Raw genomic sequence first — 14,265 nt, forward strand, 5'->3', positions numbered from 1 at the left:
ATGATATCGATCAGCGCTTCGATGACGCACCCCCTTCCCCGGGTCGCCAGGGATCCAGCTTGCTATGACGGGCCGCCTTGGCCAGAGCATGGCTGGCAGTGGGCGCCGTAAACAGGAGAAACAGCAGGGTAAACAGCAGTTTCCCGCCGGTGGGCAGGGAATCCGCCTGAAGCATCAGCCCCACCAGGATAAAAATCGAGCAGAGGGTGTCGGTGATGCCAGCCGCCTGAATCCGGGAGTAGAAGTCCGGAAACCGCAACAGGCCCAGGCCGCCAATCAGCAGCAGCAGGGAACCGGCTGCCAGCAACACCATGCTGATGATGTTGAGCACGAGTTCCATCAATGTTCCTCCCGTTCGTCCACATCCGTGGACTTTCCGGCGAAGCTGCCGTACTCGAAGAACTTCAGCACGGCAACAATGCCGATGAAGTTGATCAGGGCATAGACGATGGCGATGTCGATGAACTCCGGGCGACCGACGATGAAACCGATGACGGCAATCATCAGCACGGTCTTGGTGCCAAAGACGTTCACCGCCAGGATGCGGTCATAGGTGGTCGGGCCCACGAAGGCGCGAACCAGGGCCAGGCCCATGGTCACCAGAATGGCCAGCGCCGCTCCGATAAAGGCGAATTCCATTATGATTCTCCCTCGAATTCGGTGGCCCGCCGGTCCATTTCTCCATCCTTGAGGCCCTGTTCGATCTCCTCGGTGAGGGCGTAGAACCAGATCTCATTGTCCCGCACATGCACGGTTACCGTGCCGGGGGTCAGGGTGATGGAGTTGGCGAAGATGGTGCGGCCCAGGGCGGTCTTCTGGCTGGCCTTGACCCTTGCCATCCGTGGATTGATGCTGTTCTTGCCGGCCAGCACGTGGCGGGCGACGATCAGATTGGACTTGCTGATTTCCATCAGCAGCCAGGGCCAGTACTTGAGCGAGGGCACCAGCAGATGCAAGGGATGCCCTTCGCGGTCAATGATCTTCATCCGGGTGGCCAGGTACACCGTGAGCAGCACCGATGCCGCACCCAGCGGCACGATGATGGGGTGCGTCCACATACCGGAGAAGAGAAGCCAGATGATGGCCATTATCACGGCCAGGCTGACGGTGTACTTCAGCACGATCAGCTCCTTCAGCAGCGGGGTGACGCGGCCGGGGCCGCGCGGCAGAAAGCGTTGCTCGGAAAACGCGAGGCCGGAAGTTTACCGAGCTGGCCTATTCCGGGCAAGTTCTGTGCAATTTGGAGCAATTCCCAACGATGTAGACACTTGTTTATATATACGCGGTTGCAGCGAGGGGTGTGGCAATGGTGCCGTTGCGCATCTTGTCGCCGCTGATTGGGTGGTGTAATTTGCCAATACAGTTCCCAACAACGGGGGGTTAGCATGAAGTGGATCAAGAAGACATGCACTGTTCTCGGTGCCCTGGTGCTGGCGGGGGTTCTGATCGCCCTGGTCAGCAGTTTCTTTGCCCGCGAGCGGGTGCCTTCCGAGGTCATCATCAGCCTCAACCTGGAGCAGCCGGTGATCGAATCGATCCCGGATGACCCCCTGGCACGCGCCATGATGGGGGATCGCTGGGTCCTGCGCGATCTGGTGGAAGCCATTGATCGGGCCGCCGAGGACCGGCGGGTGAAAGGCCTGGTGGCCCGGGTTGGCGGCGCCAGCCAGGGCATGGCCGCGGTCCAGGAGATCCGCCAGGCCATCGAGCGCTTCCGTGAGTCGGGCAAGCCGGCGATTGCCTATGCCGAAACCATTGGCGAAGTGGGCCCGGGCAACCAGGGTTATTACCTGGCCACGGCCTTTGACGAGATCCACATGCAGGAATCCGGCGACATCGGCCTGGTGGGGCTGATCAGCGAAAGCATGTTCCTGGCGGGAACCCTCGAGAAGCTGGATCTCGAGCCGCGAATGGATCATCGCCATGAATACAAGAATGCCAAGAATACCTTCACGGAAACCGAGTTTACCGAGGCCCACCGCGAGGCCGAGCAGGCCGTGCTGGATGACCTTTTCGAGGAAATGGTCAGTGACATCGCCCAGAGTCGGGGCCTCAGCGACCTGGAAATCCGGGATCTGATCAACCGTGGACCCTTCCTGGGCGTGGAGGCCGTGGATGCCGGCCTGATCGATGGTCTGGCGTACCGCCATGAGCTCGACGGCCTGCTCGAGGCAAAAGTGGGCCGTTTCACCACCATGGAGTCGCGCCATTACTTCCGGCTCGCGGGGCGTCCCCACAAGCGGGGCACCGGCGTGGCGGTCATTCACGGTACCGGCGGGGTCATGCGCGGCGAGAGCGGCTACGACCCTGTCTTCGGCAGCGTCTCCATGGGCTCCGATACCGTGGTCCGGGCCTTTCGGGACGCCATCGAGGATGACAGCATCAAGGCCATTCTGTTTCGGGTGGACAGCCCCGGTGGCTCCTATGTGGCGTCCGACGCCATCCTGGCCATGACCCGCAAGGCCCGGGAGGCAGGCAAGCCGGTGGTGGTGAGCATGGGCAATGTGGCCGCTTCCGGCGGTTATTTCGTGGCCATGGAGGCTGACCGTATCATCGCCCAGCCGGGCACTATCACCGGTTCCATCGGGGTGCTGGGAGGCAAGTTCCTGACCACCGATTTCTGGCTGGAGCGCTTCGGCATCAGCTGGGATGCGGTTACCACCGCGGACAATGCCAGCATGTACTCCGGCGGCCATGATTACACCGAGCATGGCTGGCAGCGGCATCAGGACTGGCTCGACCGGGTCTATGAGGACTTTGTGGCCAAGGCCGCCGCCGGGCGCAACATGAGCTATGACGAGCTTGAAGCCTTCGCCAAGGGGCGGATCTGGACGGGGCAACAGGCGCTGGATCGTGGCCTGGTGGACGGGGTCGGCGGTTATGGCGAGGCGATGGCCGCGGTGCGGGAACTGCTTGAGCTGGAAGTGGATGCCCCGCTCAAGCTCAAGACCTACCCCGAGCCCAAGGGCTGGCTCAACCTGTTGGCCGGCGGCCGCGCCGAACCGGTGGCCAGCCGAGCGGCATTGAGGGCTCTGGAGAGCATCCAGCCGTTGATGCGTGAACTCCACCGGGCAGGGATTGTCGGCGACAAAGACGTGCTGGAGATCACGCCTCCGGAGGTGAAGTGAGCGCAAGGCTGTCCATCTGGGCCCGCCTGGCGGGTGTTCGCGGTCGAATTCGTTTCCGCGACGGGAGCATCAGTGAAGCCCGGGGACAGTTGTCCCCGGGCTTTCTCGCTGCCTGTCGGGATATCGCTCGTTTGCACCGGGTATCGGTGGGGCGGGTGGATGTCATGGGGCAGGGCCGCCGCCAGCATTTGCGCTTCTCTCGTGACCTACCTGCCGGTGCCCGGCAGGCCATCAGCAATGTCTGGACCCCACCGCCCAGCGGTGGTGGCGGTGGCATGCGTGCTGCCGGCTAACGATAGCGGCTGTGCTGCTGGTAATAGGCTTCCTTGTCCTCGTACATCCGCTGGTCGGCAAGTCGCAAGACCCGGTCTGGCGGGTGCTGGTCAGAACCGGCAACACCCACGCTGATGTTCACGGCGAGATTCAGTCGGCGGTCTCCCGACAGGGCTATCTCGCATTCCCGGCCCTGGCAGGCTGTCGTCAGACGTTCCACCGCGCGCTGGGCATCGGACTCAGCACAGTCATGGCATAGAATCACAAACTCGTCACCACCGTAGCGGGCTGCCACATCACTACGGCGGGCCTGCTTTTTCAACTGCCTGGCCACCTGCCGAATCAGTTCATCCCCGCTTTCGTGACCATGGTGATCGTTACTTCTCTTCAGTCCGATCAGATCAATCATCACCACCGAGAAATCCGGTTCGCTGTGGGTTTTCTTGAGCCAGATGGCATGGGCCAGTTGTTCTTCGAAGAAGGCTCGGTTGAACAGACCGGTGAGGCCATCGGTTTCGGCGAGCTTGCGCAGTTCCTGGGTCAGCAACTGGTTTTCCAGGGCGGCCCCAAGCTGGTCGACAAAAAGCGGCAGGGCACTTTCGGCATCATCGTTCGGCTGGCTATCGACCATCAGGTAGCCAGGGGATTGCTGCAGGTGGCGATGCAAGGGCATCAGCAGGAATCGCTGATCTGACTGCTGCAGCCATGCCTGACGATATCGTTCCGAGCTTTGGTTATGGGTGCGGAGCCTGTCCATCAGGGCCTGACGACAATTCTCCGCCGCACCCAGAAATCCGGCATGGCGAACCAGATCCGCCCGTTCTCGATCGAACAGCACGATGCCGAAACTGCGTGTGGGATATAGCGCCCTGAACTGCCTGAGCGATCGCTGTATCAGGTCGGGAACGTCCTTCGCCTCATAGGTCTGCACACCCATGTCCAGCAGCGAGCGGAAGATATCGTTCTTGCGGGCAATATCCTTGTGGGCCCGAGCCAGTTGTCCATTCTGGCGGTGATAGGTGACACCCACGCCGAGAATGTAGAGCAGGGTGGTGATGATCACAAAAGCGGTTACCGGCAGACTCGCGGTCGGCACGAAGGCAGGTCCTGCAATGCCTACCCCGAGCAGGCCGCCGAGGACAAAGCAGACGAAGGCCAGAGCCAGGCGGGGGAGGCCGCCATTGACCGAGTTGTTAAGCAAGGAGCTGACCAGCAGGGAGAATGTGATCCACAGATTGAATGCCAGCAGCGCGGCCCAGGTCCCGAGCAGAATGCAATCCAGGAGCAGATTGATCTGTTCAGCGCGTTTGGAGTGGGTGACCAGGCGGGTATGCAGCCAGGCCAGGTGTGGATAGACAAGGAATGCCGCCACCGCGGCCAGCAGGATGGGCGTACCCAGCTCCAGTTCGGGTGTGATGAGGAGAATGGCCACGAACGTGGAGAGAAAGCCCAGTACGCGGGGCAGGTAGTTGATTCTGGCTATGCGATGGGCTGGACGCAGCCGAAAAGCTTTTGTCATTGGGCCTGACTCTCCGGTGCACGGGCCGAGCTGGCCCGTCCCTGGCCCAACCGGCCCGGAGTCTTGATGCCTCTCTGTTCAGTGTAGGCCCAAATGAGCGATTAATCCGCTTTTCTCACCGCTTACAGCACGAAACCGGCAAGCCCCAGAGCGGACTTGGAAAAAGCCACCGACATAGTCTGCAGAAAGACCAGCACCGCGAGGAAGAACAGCCCCCAGCGGGCCGCACCGGCAGACACCCGGAAAGCGGCGATACCGACGCCGATGTAGAGGGCCACCAGCCCCAGTTTCACCAGCATCCAGGGTTGGGAGAGAAAGGCCCAGCCGGTCATGCCCAGCAGCAGGATGCCGCTGAGGAGCAACAGGGTATCCACCACATGGGGGGCGATCTTGGCCAGCCTGGAGCCGGGGCGGTCGCCGGTCAGCAGCAGCCAGCCACCGCGCAGCATGAAGCCCAGGATGCTGAGCAGTGCCAGGCCCATGTGCAGATGCTTGATTCCCATGTACATGAAGCAGCTCCTTCGTTCTGGTCCGGAAAGGATGAGCCGGCTGACGGCCTCAACCGTGGATGCCGAGCATCTTACTTGAGTCGGTCCCGCCTGGCTGCCCCGACCGCCGATAATTGGGTCGTCACAGACACGGTGACCAAGAAATGCCCAATCTGACAACGGCCCCGTCAGGGAAGCCGGATCAGTGGTTTATTCACATGGTTATCCACAGATATTGTGGAAAGATGCACTTGGTGTGTTTTTCTCAAAAATGACGCCCCATCCACGTGCTCGATTCAGCAAACAGGCCAAAAAAAACGATATAAAACAGATGTCTAGGAGATTGGTCGCTGGTCGGTAACTCTGGGGGGTCGCTGTTGTGGACGCGTCGCCGAATGACTTGTCAAGCTTTTTCGAGGACTTTGAGTCAACTTCCTCCACAGCCATGCAGGCGGAACAATGCCATGCCGTTTGTCAAGCTGAGAATACCGCTCAATCTGGCCGGGCCGACCAGCGGTGCCATCGGCGTTACCGGTTTCGATGAGCTCCGCCATCGGCCCAAATACACTGTAACAAGCTGCTGCCAATGGCCGTCCATCCTGAGACACAGCCACCGCGGGGAGTAGTGACCATGCGCAGCTATCTGGGCCTCAGTCTCCTGGCCATTGCGGCCACGCCTGCATTTGCCGACAAGCCGATTCCGACGACCACGGCCAACATCGTCGACGGTGAGGTCTCGGCCTACTGGGATCAGTCCCTGTCCGGCGGCCCCGGCAAGGACGGCATCCCGTCCATTGATTCTCCTCGTTTTATCAGCGCGGATTTGGCCGATGACTGGTTGGAGGGGGGTGACAAGATCATCGGTATCTACATCAATGGCGAGGCGCGGGCCTATCCGCAGTCGGTCCTGGTCTGGCACGAAATCGTCAATGACACCGTTGGCGGGGAGAATGTTGCGGTGACCTACTGCCCGCTGACCGGTACCGGGATTGGCTACAAGCGGGGCGAGACCGAACTGGGTGTCTCCGGTCGCCTGGTCAACAGCAATCTGCTCATGTACGACCGCCACTCGGATAGCTATTGGCCGCAGATCCTAGGCGCGGCGGCGGCCGGCCCGCACGCAGGGGAAGGTCTGGTTGAGCAACGGGTATTCTGGACTCGCTGGGATAACTGGCTTGCCCGTCACCCGGACACCGAGGTGCTGTCACGGCGAACCGGTCATGTGCGCAATTATCGCCGCGACCCCTACGGCGGCTACAACCCGCGTACCGGCTATTATGCCGAGGGCAGTGACCGCATCTTCCCGGTCATGAATGAGAATGAGCGCTTTGATGCCAAGCGGGAGATCTTTGGTTTCCGGACTTCCGAGGAGGCTGTGGCGGTAGATATGGATGCCCTCGCCGAGGCCGGCTACCTGAGCTACAGCGGCGTCTCCGACGACTTCCTGGTGATTTATGACGACGGCCTTGAGACCGCCTGGGTATTCCGGGGACAGGCCAGTGATTTTCCCGAAGACCCCAGTGCCGTGAGCTTTGGGCCTTCCGGTCCCAGTGCTCCCGGGCTACAGGAACTGGACGCCGTTAACGGCTTCGAGGCCATGTGGTTTGCCTGGTACGCCTTCTACCCCATGACCGTGGTACTGGATGGCGATGAGTGATTCGACAGACCAGGTTGTCCGCCACGCGCTCTGGCTGCCCCTGTCAGCAGCTCTGGCCTATGCAGGCTTCTACCTCTACGCCATTGGCGATATCGATGTGATGGACAGTTCCCTGTGGGGGCTGATGGTGGGAGAGTTGAGCCTTGAGCGCATCCTGAGTGCGCGGGCGGTTTTCCAGTTCGAGCCGGTGGTCATGATTGAAGCGGGCTATCTGGTGATCCTGATCAGCCCACTGAATCTGGCAATGACCGTGCTACTGGCCGGATTGCTGGCCGCCAACCTGCACGGGGTTTTGCATTTGCGGGCCAATCCCAGCTGCCGCTACAGCGCTAGCGGCAGCCTGTCCGGTGCCTTGCCCGCCCTGCTGGCCGGTGGTGCCTGCTGCGCGCCCAGTCTGATTCTCCTGCTGGGCCTGCCGGGCCTGGGTGCATTCGCTGCCTTTTTCGCCTGGCTGGTACCCGTTTCCCTCCTGGCCCTGGCAGCGAGCCGGATCTGGCAGCGGCGCCTAGGGGCACCCCCGATGGTGAGTCTGTTACCTCACTCTTCCTGATGATAACGGGCGAAGACTTCGCTTTCCCCTTCGTCATTGAAAGTCAGGACCTCATAGGGGTCTTTTCGGTCGCCCATTTCCATGCCCGGTGAACCGATTGGCATGCCGGCGACGGCAATGCCGAGGATGTCGGGGCGCTCCTCCAGCAGACGATGAACCTGCTCCGCCGGTACATGGCCTTCCACCACATAGCCGTCAACGAAGGCCGTGTGACAGGAGCCCAGGCTGAAGGGCAGGCCGGCTTCGCGCTTGATCTCGTTGAGCTCCTGGTGGCTCACGTCGCGTGCCTCCACCTCGAAGCCTGCTTCCTCTATGTAATCCACCCAGACACTGCAGCAGCCGCATTGCGGCGTCTTGTAGACCAGCATTTCATTGGATTCGGCAGCGGGTTCCTGACCACAGGCGGCCAGGCTCAGGATCAATAGGAGTGAGAGCAAGGATCTCGGTGTTTTCATCAGAATCGCCACCCAATCAGGTTCCAGTCGTTAAGGGTCATGGCCAGGGCCAGGCCCGCGAATACAGCCACAATATGATACAGGCGCTGGCGCAGGGACCAGGTGCGTGTCCGCCACAGGGGCACAATGCTGATTACTGCCAGCAGGCTCAGCAAGACAGCAAGATTGTTGATCAGTACCCAGCCCTGGAGTATGGGCAATGGCCAGAGAAAAAGGTTCTCCGCGCCAGCGCCGCGAATGGCGCTCATGGCCTGCCAGGCCAGGACCAGTGCCGAGATCCAGCCCAGCGACCAGGCCAGCATCAAGCAGCTTGCCGTGCGTTCCGCCGTGGTTTCGTTCAGCCGCTGTCGGCGACGGATCCAGAATCCGCCCAGCTGCCATAGGGCAGCCAGACCAGTAATGCCCATAATGGTAAACAGCCACTGGCCGGTGCCGAAGAAGCCGATGCGCTCACCGGCATTGATGCCGCTGGGATGGTAGACCCGGTTGATATCGCCACCGGGGCTCTCACCAAAGGCAAGGCGGTCCGGGCCATCCACTCGCTCAAAGAGATGCACCTGCCCGTCCACTGGCAGCCAGCGCCGGGTCTGGCCTCCCATGTGGGTGATTAAATAGCCATCGTCGTGTACATCAACCTTCATCACGTTGTCGATGGCGGTGATTTTCTCCACTCCGCTGTAGCTGCGGCGGGTATGACGATAGCTGCCCGCATAGTCTTCCAGCCTTTCTGTAAGCTCATCGTTACCGGCGGCTTCGGGCTGCTCGCCCGGCTCGGCTTGAAAGCGAGCGACCACATGGCGCGGCAAGGCCTGGCTGAAGCCGCGTCCACCGGCTGTGTTGGTGGAGACGAAGATGCCCAGCTCCAGTTCGGGTACCAGAACCATGCCGGAGAAAAAATGCACCAGCGCGCCGCCGTGGCCATAGCCGCGGAGACCGTTGTCGAAGCGATATTCAATGAATCCGTGGGCCAGGCCATTCATGCCCTCGGCATTACTGAACCGTGTCTGGCTCATGCGTCGGGCGGTGTCGTCGGCGAGAATCCGGTCGCCGTTCAGCTCACCCTCGTTGAGCAGGGCGAGCATGAAATTTGCCATGTCGGCGGCCGTGGCAGACATTCCGCCGGAGGGCGCCGTGTGGGCAAGGTATTCGAAATAGGCCGGCTCCAGTACACCAGCCTGTTCCCGAAAACCCTCGGCGAAATGCTCGGCCAATTCCTCGGCCACGGGTGCCGGCATGTCTTCATGCACTTCGTCCGGGGAATAGGTCTCCCTGAAGGTCGAGCGTTCCATGCCCAGTGGCGCGAAGATGTATTCCTCCACGTATTCCTCGAAACCCAGGCCGCTGACCTCGGCCACCAGGGCGCCGGCCAGTGCGCTGGCCCAGTTGGAATAGGTGGCCAGTTCACCGGGCGGGCGCACCAGTTCGGGACGCACCCGGTCGAGATATTCATTCAGGGGGCGGAGGTTTTCCACCTCCCGTTCCAGCAAATGCCCCAGGGCCGAGTCCTCGAAGCCGGCGTTGTGGCTCATCAGGTGATGGATGCGGATGGGCTCGCCGTCCAGGCCCGGGGGAAGCTGCAGTGTGTCGGGAAGGTGATCATTGGCCGGGTCATCCAGTGAAATCAGCCCCCTTTCGTCCAATTGCATCAGGGCGACCCAGACAAAGGGCTTTGAGATGGAGGCGATCCGGAACAGGGTTTTCTCGGCATCCACCGGGGTGCCATCACCATCCCGTTTGCCGTAGCCCTTGAGCAACTGCACCTCACCTCGATGCACCACGGCTACCGTGGCCCCCGCCAGTCGGTCACTGTCCATGCGTGCCGCGACGATGCCGTCCACGAAGGCTTCCAGGTCCGCCTCCCGGTCCATGGCCATTTCCCCGGCATCTTCATCCACCGGGTCTTCTGGCGGCACCGGGCCCTGGGCGAAGGCCGAAAGCGGCAGGCTCAGACCTAGAATCAACAGAACAATACGCAGGGACATGACAGACTTGACTCCTTGGGCCGCTGGACGAGGGGGAGATTCAGCAACTACCGGAAACCACCGTCTGATTGCGGCCGTTGCGCTTGGCCTCGTACAAGGCCTTGTCGGCACGCGCAAGAATGGCCTCAATGCTGTCGCCAGGCTGGCAGGCCGCAACGCCCAGGCTCAGAGTAATATGGATTTGCTGATCGTCCAGTTCAAAGGGTTCCCGTTCGAAGGCCTGTCTTAGCTTCTCCGCCACCTGATAGGCCTCTTCCATGCCGGTTTCCGGCAGTACCACCAGAAACTCTTCCCCGCCCCATCGTGCGGCAGTGTCTGTGATCCGGATATTGTCCTGAATATACGTAGCCAGGGTCTTGAGGATTTCGTCGCCGGCCAGGTGGCCATGGTTGTCATTGACGTTCTTGAAGCGGTCCAGGTCAATGAATATCACGGAAAAGTGGCGCTGATAGCGCTTGGCCCGCACGAATTCCTGTTCCAATACCTCGTCTATTCGTACCCGGTTGAACATGCCGGTGAGCCGGTCACGGACCACCATTTGTTCCAGCCGTCGATAAGACTCGGTCAATGACTGGGTTCGGTCGTGGATCAGGTTATCGACCATCTGGGAGACTTCTTCCAGTTCCTTGAGCGGGTAGGGCTCTTCTTCGCCATGAAGATCCGTGGGGAAGGAAACGTGGACATGGCAGATATGGGCGTCGCCATCGTCGGGAAGGTGCCAGACAAGCGTATGGCGGGAGTCCCGTAACGTCATCTTGTGGGTGTCGCTGTTGATATTGAAGTCCAGCAACATCTGGGAAATCACCACGTCCTCGGTGACCTGATAGAGCTCGCAATGCTTGATGTCCAGATTGACAGGTTCCGGGTAGCCTTCCAGGTCGGAGCGGACCACCTCGCGCAGGCCAGCCGGGTCCATGGCCGATTCCCCCCGGCCGGTGCCGACTCCGATGGCCTGCGGGTGATATTGGGCCAGTGTGTCTCTGAGATCGCGCTCGACGAAATAGCGCCGGATATGCTCATTCAGCGCGGCCCGGCAACGCTCGTAGATTGGACCTTTGCTTAGTCGTCTCATCCCTACTGTGCCTTCCGTTAAGCACTCCCGAAAAGTCTATCCTGCCCTTGAATGGGGCCGCACCGCAAATGCTCCCGGCCTAAGGGGAAGCTCGATAGTCTCACGGGAGACCGCGATGGAAACGGAGTGTATTGCTGAAACTGGTGGTTTGTACGGCCATGATCCGGACACGCCGGTGTTCAAAAACCGTTTATCCGTAGTGTTTCAGCAGGGCGCGGGCATTGGCGGCCATCTCCTCGCGGAGTTCGGTGGGGGCGATTACTTCAACCGCCGCGCCAAAGCCGTGTAACCACCAGCGCAGTTGGCGAGTGTTGCGTACGGTGGCCGTGACCCGGGTGATGTCCTCACCGCGTTCCTCGAGCTGCTGATCCTCGCTCAGGGGGCTTTCCGACAAGTGACGGGCCGCATCGCGCTCGAAATCCGCGACCAGCTCAATCTCCGGGCCTTCCAGCACATCCACCGCACCGGAGGCCACATACTCCCGCAACTGAAAATCTTTGGGTGACCAGCCCGGCTCATCCAGTAGCCTCGCCTTGCCGAGGCGATGCAGGGCCAGCAGACGGATGTCCTCATAATTGAAAAGGGTGCAGGCGAGATAGAGCACGTTGTCGCGCAGGATCAGGCCGAGGGGGTTGATGCGATAGGTCTTGGGTTCCAGGTCCCGCGAGGCGGCCCGGTACTCGGCCTCGAACAGGCAGCCTTCCAGCAGGGCGTCATAGGCCGTGCGGATGGCCTCGGCGTCACCCTTCGGCGGCAGCAGGAGCTGGCTGCGGGGGACCACCGCGACAAGCTCGGACCAGTGACTCATGCCCGGCTGATTCTTCTCCGTCTGCTCGAGAATCTCCCGGGCCCGGGTCAGATGCTCGTCGAGAAAGCTCTGCATGTTGTTGGGCAAAAGCGGGCGGGAGAACTCGTTCAGCAGCAGAAAGGCCAGGGCCGTGGCCGGGCTCATGGCCGGCAGCTCGAATCCCCGCGCCTCCCGACTCCAGGACCAGCCCTGGGGCGAGGCGCCATCGCTAACGATGGGAAACCACCGCGACAGCTTGTCCAGATCCCGCTCCACGGTACGCTTGCTGACGTCGAAACCTTCGGCGGCCAATTTCTCCCGCAGCTCCCGGCAACTCACCCGCCGGGGCCAGCGGGCCACCTGTTCGAGCATGCGAACGTATCGAATGGATGTCTCAGACATGGCAACCGGCTCCTTCCGGCAGAACTTTTGGGGTCTTGACTGTCGATGCGTGTGAGAGTGGCGCGACAGAGCGACAGCGCCTGTCGCATCTCGGAGGGAAACTATACAACAAGCAACGACAGGGGAGTCATCAAATGCTGGGCGCCATCACCGGAGACATCATTGGCTCGGTCTACGAGTTCAACAACACCGGCCGTACCGACTTTCCACTGTTCGGCCGGGGCGCGGATTTCACCGACGACACCGTCCTGACCGTAGCCGTGGCCGAAGCCATCATTGAGGAGCGGGCCTTCAACCGGGCCCTGCAGGCCTGGTACGCCCGCTATCCTCACTGCAGCTACGGCGGCTCCTTCCACAGTTGGGCCCGCTCCGGCGGCTCCGCGCCCTACAACAGCTGGGGTAACGGCTCGGCCATGCGCGTCAGCCCGACCGGCTGGGTCAGCGAGGACGCCGACGAGGTCCTGCGCATCGCCCACGACAGCGCGGCCGTCACCCACAACCACCCCGAGGGCATCAAGGGCGCCCAGGCGGTGGCCCTGGCCATCCTATTGGCCCGCCAGGGACAGAGTGCTTCGGCCATCGCCGAGGATATCGCCGAGGCCTTCGACTACCGCCTCGACCATGATCTCGACGCCTTGCGCGAGACCTACGAGTTCGATGTCTCCTGCCAGGGCTCGGTCCCCCAGGCCATTGCCTGCGCCCTAAAGGGGAAGGATTTCGAGGACAGCATCAGAAAGGCGGTGTCCATTGGCGGTGACAGCGACACCATCGCCGCCATTGCCGGCAGCATTGCAGAAGCCCGCTTCGGCGGCGTACCGGAGCCGATTCTGCGTGAAAGCTGGACGCGGCTGCCAGACACCATGCGCGCAGTGATCCGAGGTTTTCATCAACGCTTTGCACTTCCGGGCGAACTGCCGGAAGATATCGAATCGAGACAAGACTTGATCGTCGGCCGCTAGCCGGCGGCCCGGATAGGAGATCCCGCATGTCCATCAACCGAACCAGAGGCCTGCTCTATTGGCTGGCCCGCCTGCTGGGAGACGTCAACGCCGTGCGCCGGGGCCGGGTAGGACGGCGCATCGGCCGTCGCGTCGTCGGCCGCGCGGCAGGGCGCGGCATCGGCAGGCTGTTTCGCCGCTTCTAGCAACCCCGGATGGAATCAGCGCTGCCTTAGTCCAGCCGAAACACCGCCTGCACCTCGGCGGAGACAGTTATCGGTTCGGGCATGAAGCTGACCGCCTCCGGCGCCTGCATCAATTCCGCCCGAGCCATCATCGGACGACTGCGATCGCCCTCCTGCAGCTGAAGCAATGTCCCCACCTGGCGTCCGTCGCCGGCGGCCAGGGCCGACGCCCGAGAGCGGGCATTGGCCACCGCCTCGCCCAGCAAGTCATTACGCAGCGCCTCGGGGTCCGCCAGACGGGAGCGGACGCCCTGGATCTGTGTCCAGCCCGTGGTGATCAGCGCCCCGAGCAAGGGCCCCATTTCCTGCTCCACGTCCACCTGCAGGCGCACTTGTCGCGACAGCCGCATCTCGCCCGTGACCCGTCGCTGCTCGTCCCGGTCCCAGTGGGTTTCCTGATGCAGTTCCAGCTCCCAGGCGCGAATGTCATCCTCTTCCAGCCCATGCTCACGAGCCAGGGAGATGACATTGGCAAGCCGCTCCTCCAACGCCTCGGACAGCGCCGCTTCATCCTCTCCACGCTCCACCAGCAGCAGGGAGATTTCGTAATAGTCCGGCATCAGCTCCCGTTCCGCCTTGCCGGAGACAGTCACCGTGTCCGGCTCCCCGGCACAGCCCACCAGTAGCCCGGCAAGGCCCATCATCATCAGCAGTGGCAGTAGTCGTCGCATCGGTACTCCTCGAACGATCATGGCTTGGGCAGTTTGCCCCAATACTGACTGAATCGGAAGCCTCTCCGGGGTAACCCCCTAACTTGCCTGGCCATGGC

Annotated in this window: 16 protein-coding genes; 6 read left to right on the forward strand and 10 right to left on the reverse strand. The window is 61.7% G+C overall.

Annotation, left to right across the window (positions count from 1 at the left end; genetic code table 11):
* Window positions 1-10: 10 nt before the first annotated feature.
* The 3 genes from mnhG to VCB98_RS02010 are packed head-to-tail and all read right to left on the reverse strand — an operon-like array spanning window position 11 to window position 1,121.
* Window positions 11-340, reverse strand: a complete 330-nt coding sequence (gene mnhG / locus VCB98_RS02000) for a monovalent cation/H(+) antiporter subunit G (RefSeq protein WP_346049940.1) — start codon at window positions 338-340, stop codon at window positions 11-13.
* Window positions 340-639 (reverse strand): MrpF/PhaF family protein, encoded by a 300-nt coding sequence (locus tag VCB98_RS02005; protein WP_346049942.1) that lies wholly within the window; start codon window positions 637-639, stop codon window positions 340-342. The genes mnhG and VCB98_RS02005 overlap by 1 nt, the downstream gene beginning before the upstream one ends.
* Entirely contained in the window at window positions 639-1,121 is a 483-nt protein-coding gene (locus VCB98_RS02010) for a Na+/H+ antiporter subunit E (RefSeq protein ID WP_346049944.1), read from the reverse strand. Before VCB98_RS02010 ends, VCB98_RS02005 begins: the two co-directional genes overlap by 1 nt.
* Before the next feature lie 264 nt (window positions 1,122-1,385).
* On the opposite strand from VCB98_RS02010, the gene sppA reads away from it, so the two are divergent.
* Window positions 1,386-3,128, forward strand: a complete 1,743-nt coding sequence (gene sppA / locus VCB98_RS02015) for a signal peptide peptidase SppA (protein WP_346049946.1) — start codon at window positions 1,386-1,388, stop codon at window positions 3,126-3,128.
* Window positions 3,125-3,421 (forward strand): DUF3634 family protein, encoded by a 297-nt coding sequence (locus VCB98_RS02020; RefSeq protein ID WP_346049948.1) that lies wholly within the window; start codon window positions 3,125-3,127, stop codon window positions 3,419-3,421. Before sppA ends, VCB98_RS02020 begins: the two co-directional genes overlap by 4 nt.
* Here the strand turns inward: VCB98_RS02020 and VCB98_RS02025 are convergent.
* Both VCB98_RS02025 and VCB98_RS02030 read right to left on the reverse strand, forming a co-directional pair.
* Complete coding sequence (locus tag VCB98_RS02025; RefSeq protein ID WP_346049950.1) at window positions 3,418-4,920, reverse strand: sensor domain-containing diguanylate cyclase; 1,503 nt, start codon at window positions 4,918-4,920, stop codon at window positions 3,418-3,420. The two genes, VCB98_RS02020 and VCB98_RS02025, sit on opposite strands and share 4 nt — an antisense overlap.
* A gap of 122 nt (window positions 4,921-5,042) precedes the next feature.
* Window positions 5,043-5,429 carry a SirB2 family protein gene (locus VCB98_RS02030; protein ID WP_346049952.1) on the reverse strand — a complete coding sequence of 129 codons (387 nt, stop codon included), beginning with the start codon at window positions 5,427-5,429 and terminating at the stop codon, window positions 5,043-5,045.
* 610 nt (window positions 5,430-6,039) lie between these two features.
* On the opposite strand from VCB98_RS02030, the gene VCB98_RS02035 reads away from it, so the two are divergent.
* Both VCB98_RS02035 and VCB98_RS02040 read left to right on the forward strand, forming a co-directional pair.
* Window positions 6,040-7,065 carry a DUF3179 domain-containing protein gene (locus VCB98_RS02035; RefSeq protein ID WP_346049954.1) on the forward strand — a complete coding sequence of 342 codons (1,026 nt, stop codon included), beginning with the start codon at window positions 6,040-6,042 and terminating at the stop codon, window positions 7,063-7,065.
* The gene (locus VCB98_RS02040; RefSeq protein WP_346049956.1) at window positions 7,058-7,615 is read left to right on the forward strand and encodes a hypothetical protein; all 558 of its coding nucleotides are present in this window, start codon (window positions 7,058-7,060) and stop codon (window positions 7,613-7,615) included. Before VCB98_RS02035 ends, VCB98_RS02040 begins: the two co-directional genes overlap by 8 nt.
* Here VCB98_RS02040 and VCB98_RS02045 read toward each other — a convergent pair.
* The 4 genes from VCB98_RS02045 to VCB98_RS02060 form a co-directional block, all read right to left on the reverse strand.
* Window positions 7,603-8,070: a DUF411 domain-containing protein gene (locus VCB98_RS02045; protein ID WP_346049958.1), complete on the reverse strand. Its 468-nt coding sequence runs from the start codon at window positions 8,068-8,070 to the stop codon at window positions 7,603-7,605. The two genes, VCB98_RS02040 and VCB98_RS02045, sit on opposite strands and share 13 nt — an antisense overlap.
* On the reverse strand, window positions 8,070-10,052 hold the full coding sequence (locus VCB98_RS02050; RefSeq protein WP_346049960.1) for a serine hydrolase domain-containing protein: 1,983 nt from the start codon (window positions 10,050-10,052) through the stop codon (window positions 8,070-8,072). Before VCB98_RS02050 ends, VCB98_RS02045 begins: the two co-directional genes overlap by 1 nt.
* Before the next feature lie 40 nt (window positions 10,053-10,092).
* Complete coding sequence (locus VCB98_RS02055) at window positions 10,093-11,124, reverse strand: diguanylate cyclase (RefSeq protein WP_346049962.1); 1,032 nt, start codon at window positions 11,122-11,124, stop codon at window positions 10,093-10,095.
* Window positions 11,125-11,314: 190 nt separating this feature from the next.
* On the reverse strand, window positions 11,315-12,313 hold the full coding sequence (locus tag VCB98_RS02060) for a helix-turn-helix transcriptional regulator (RefSeq protein ID WP_346049964.1): 999 nt from the start codon (window positions 12,311-12,313) through the stop codon (window positions 11,315-11,317).
* Window positions 12,314-12,447: 134 nt separating this feature from the next.
* Between VCB98_RS02060 and VCB98_RS02065 the strand changes: the two genes are divergently transcribed.
* Window positions 12,448-13,272 (forward strand): ADP-ribosylglycohydrolase family protein, encoded by an 825-nt coding sequence (locus VCB98_RS02065; protein WP_346049966.1) that lies wholly within the window; start codon window positions 12,448-12,450, stop codon window positions 13,270-13,272.
* A gap of 26 nt (window positions 13,273-13,298) precedes the next feature.
* Entirely contained in the window at window positions 13,299-13,457 is a 159-nt protein-coding gene (locus VCB98_RS02070; protein ID WP_346049968.1) for a hypothetical protein, read from the forward strand.
* Window positions 13,458-13,483: 26 nt separating this feature from the next.
* Here the strand turns inward: VCB98_RS02070 and VCB98_RS02075 are convergent, their stop codons facing one another.
* Window positions 13,484-14,167: an SIMPL domain-containing protein gene (locus tag VCB98_RS02075; protein ID WP_346049970.1), complete on the reverse strand. Its 684-nt coding sequence runs from the start codon at window positions 14,165-14,167 to the stop codon at window positions 13,484-13,486.
* Between the last annotated feature and the right edge of the window lie 98 nt (window positions 14,168-14,265).

Origin of the sequence: Natronospira elongata, assembly GCF_034931365.1 — a bacterium.
GTDB lineage: Bacteria > Pseudomonadota > Gammaproteobacteria > Natronospirales > Natronospiraceae > Natronospira > Natronospira elongata.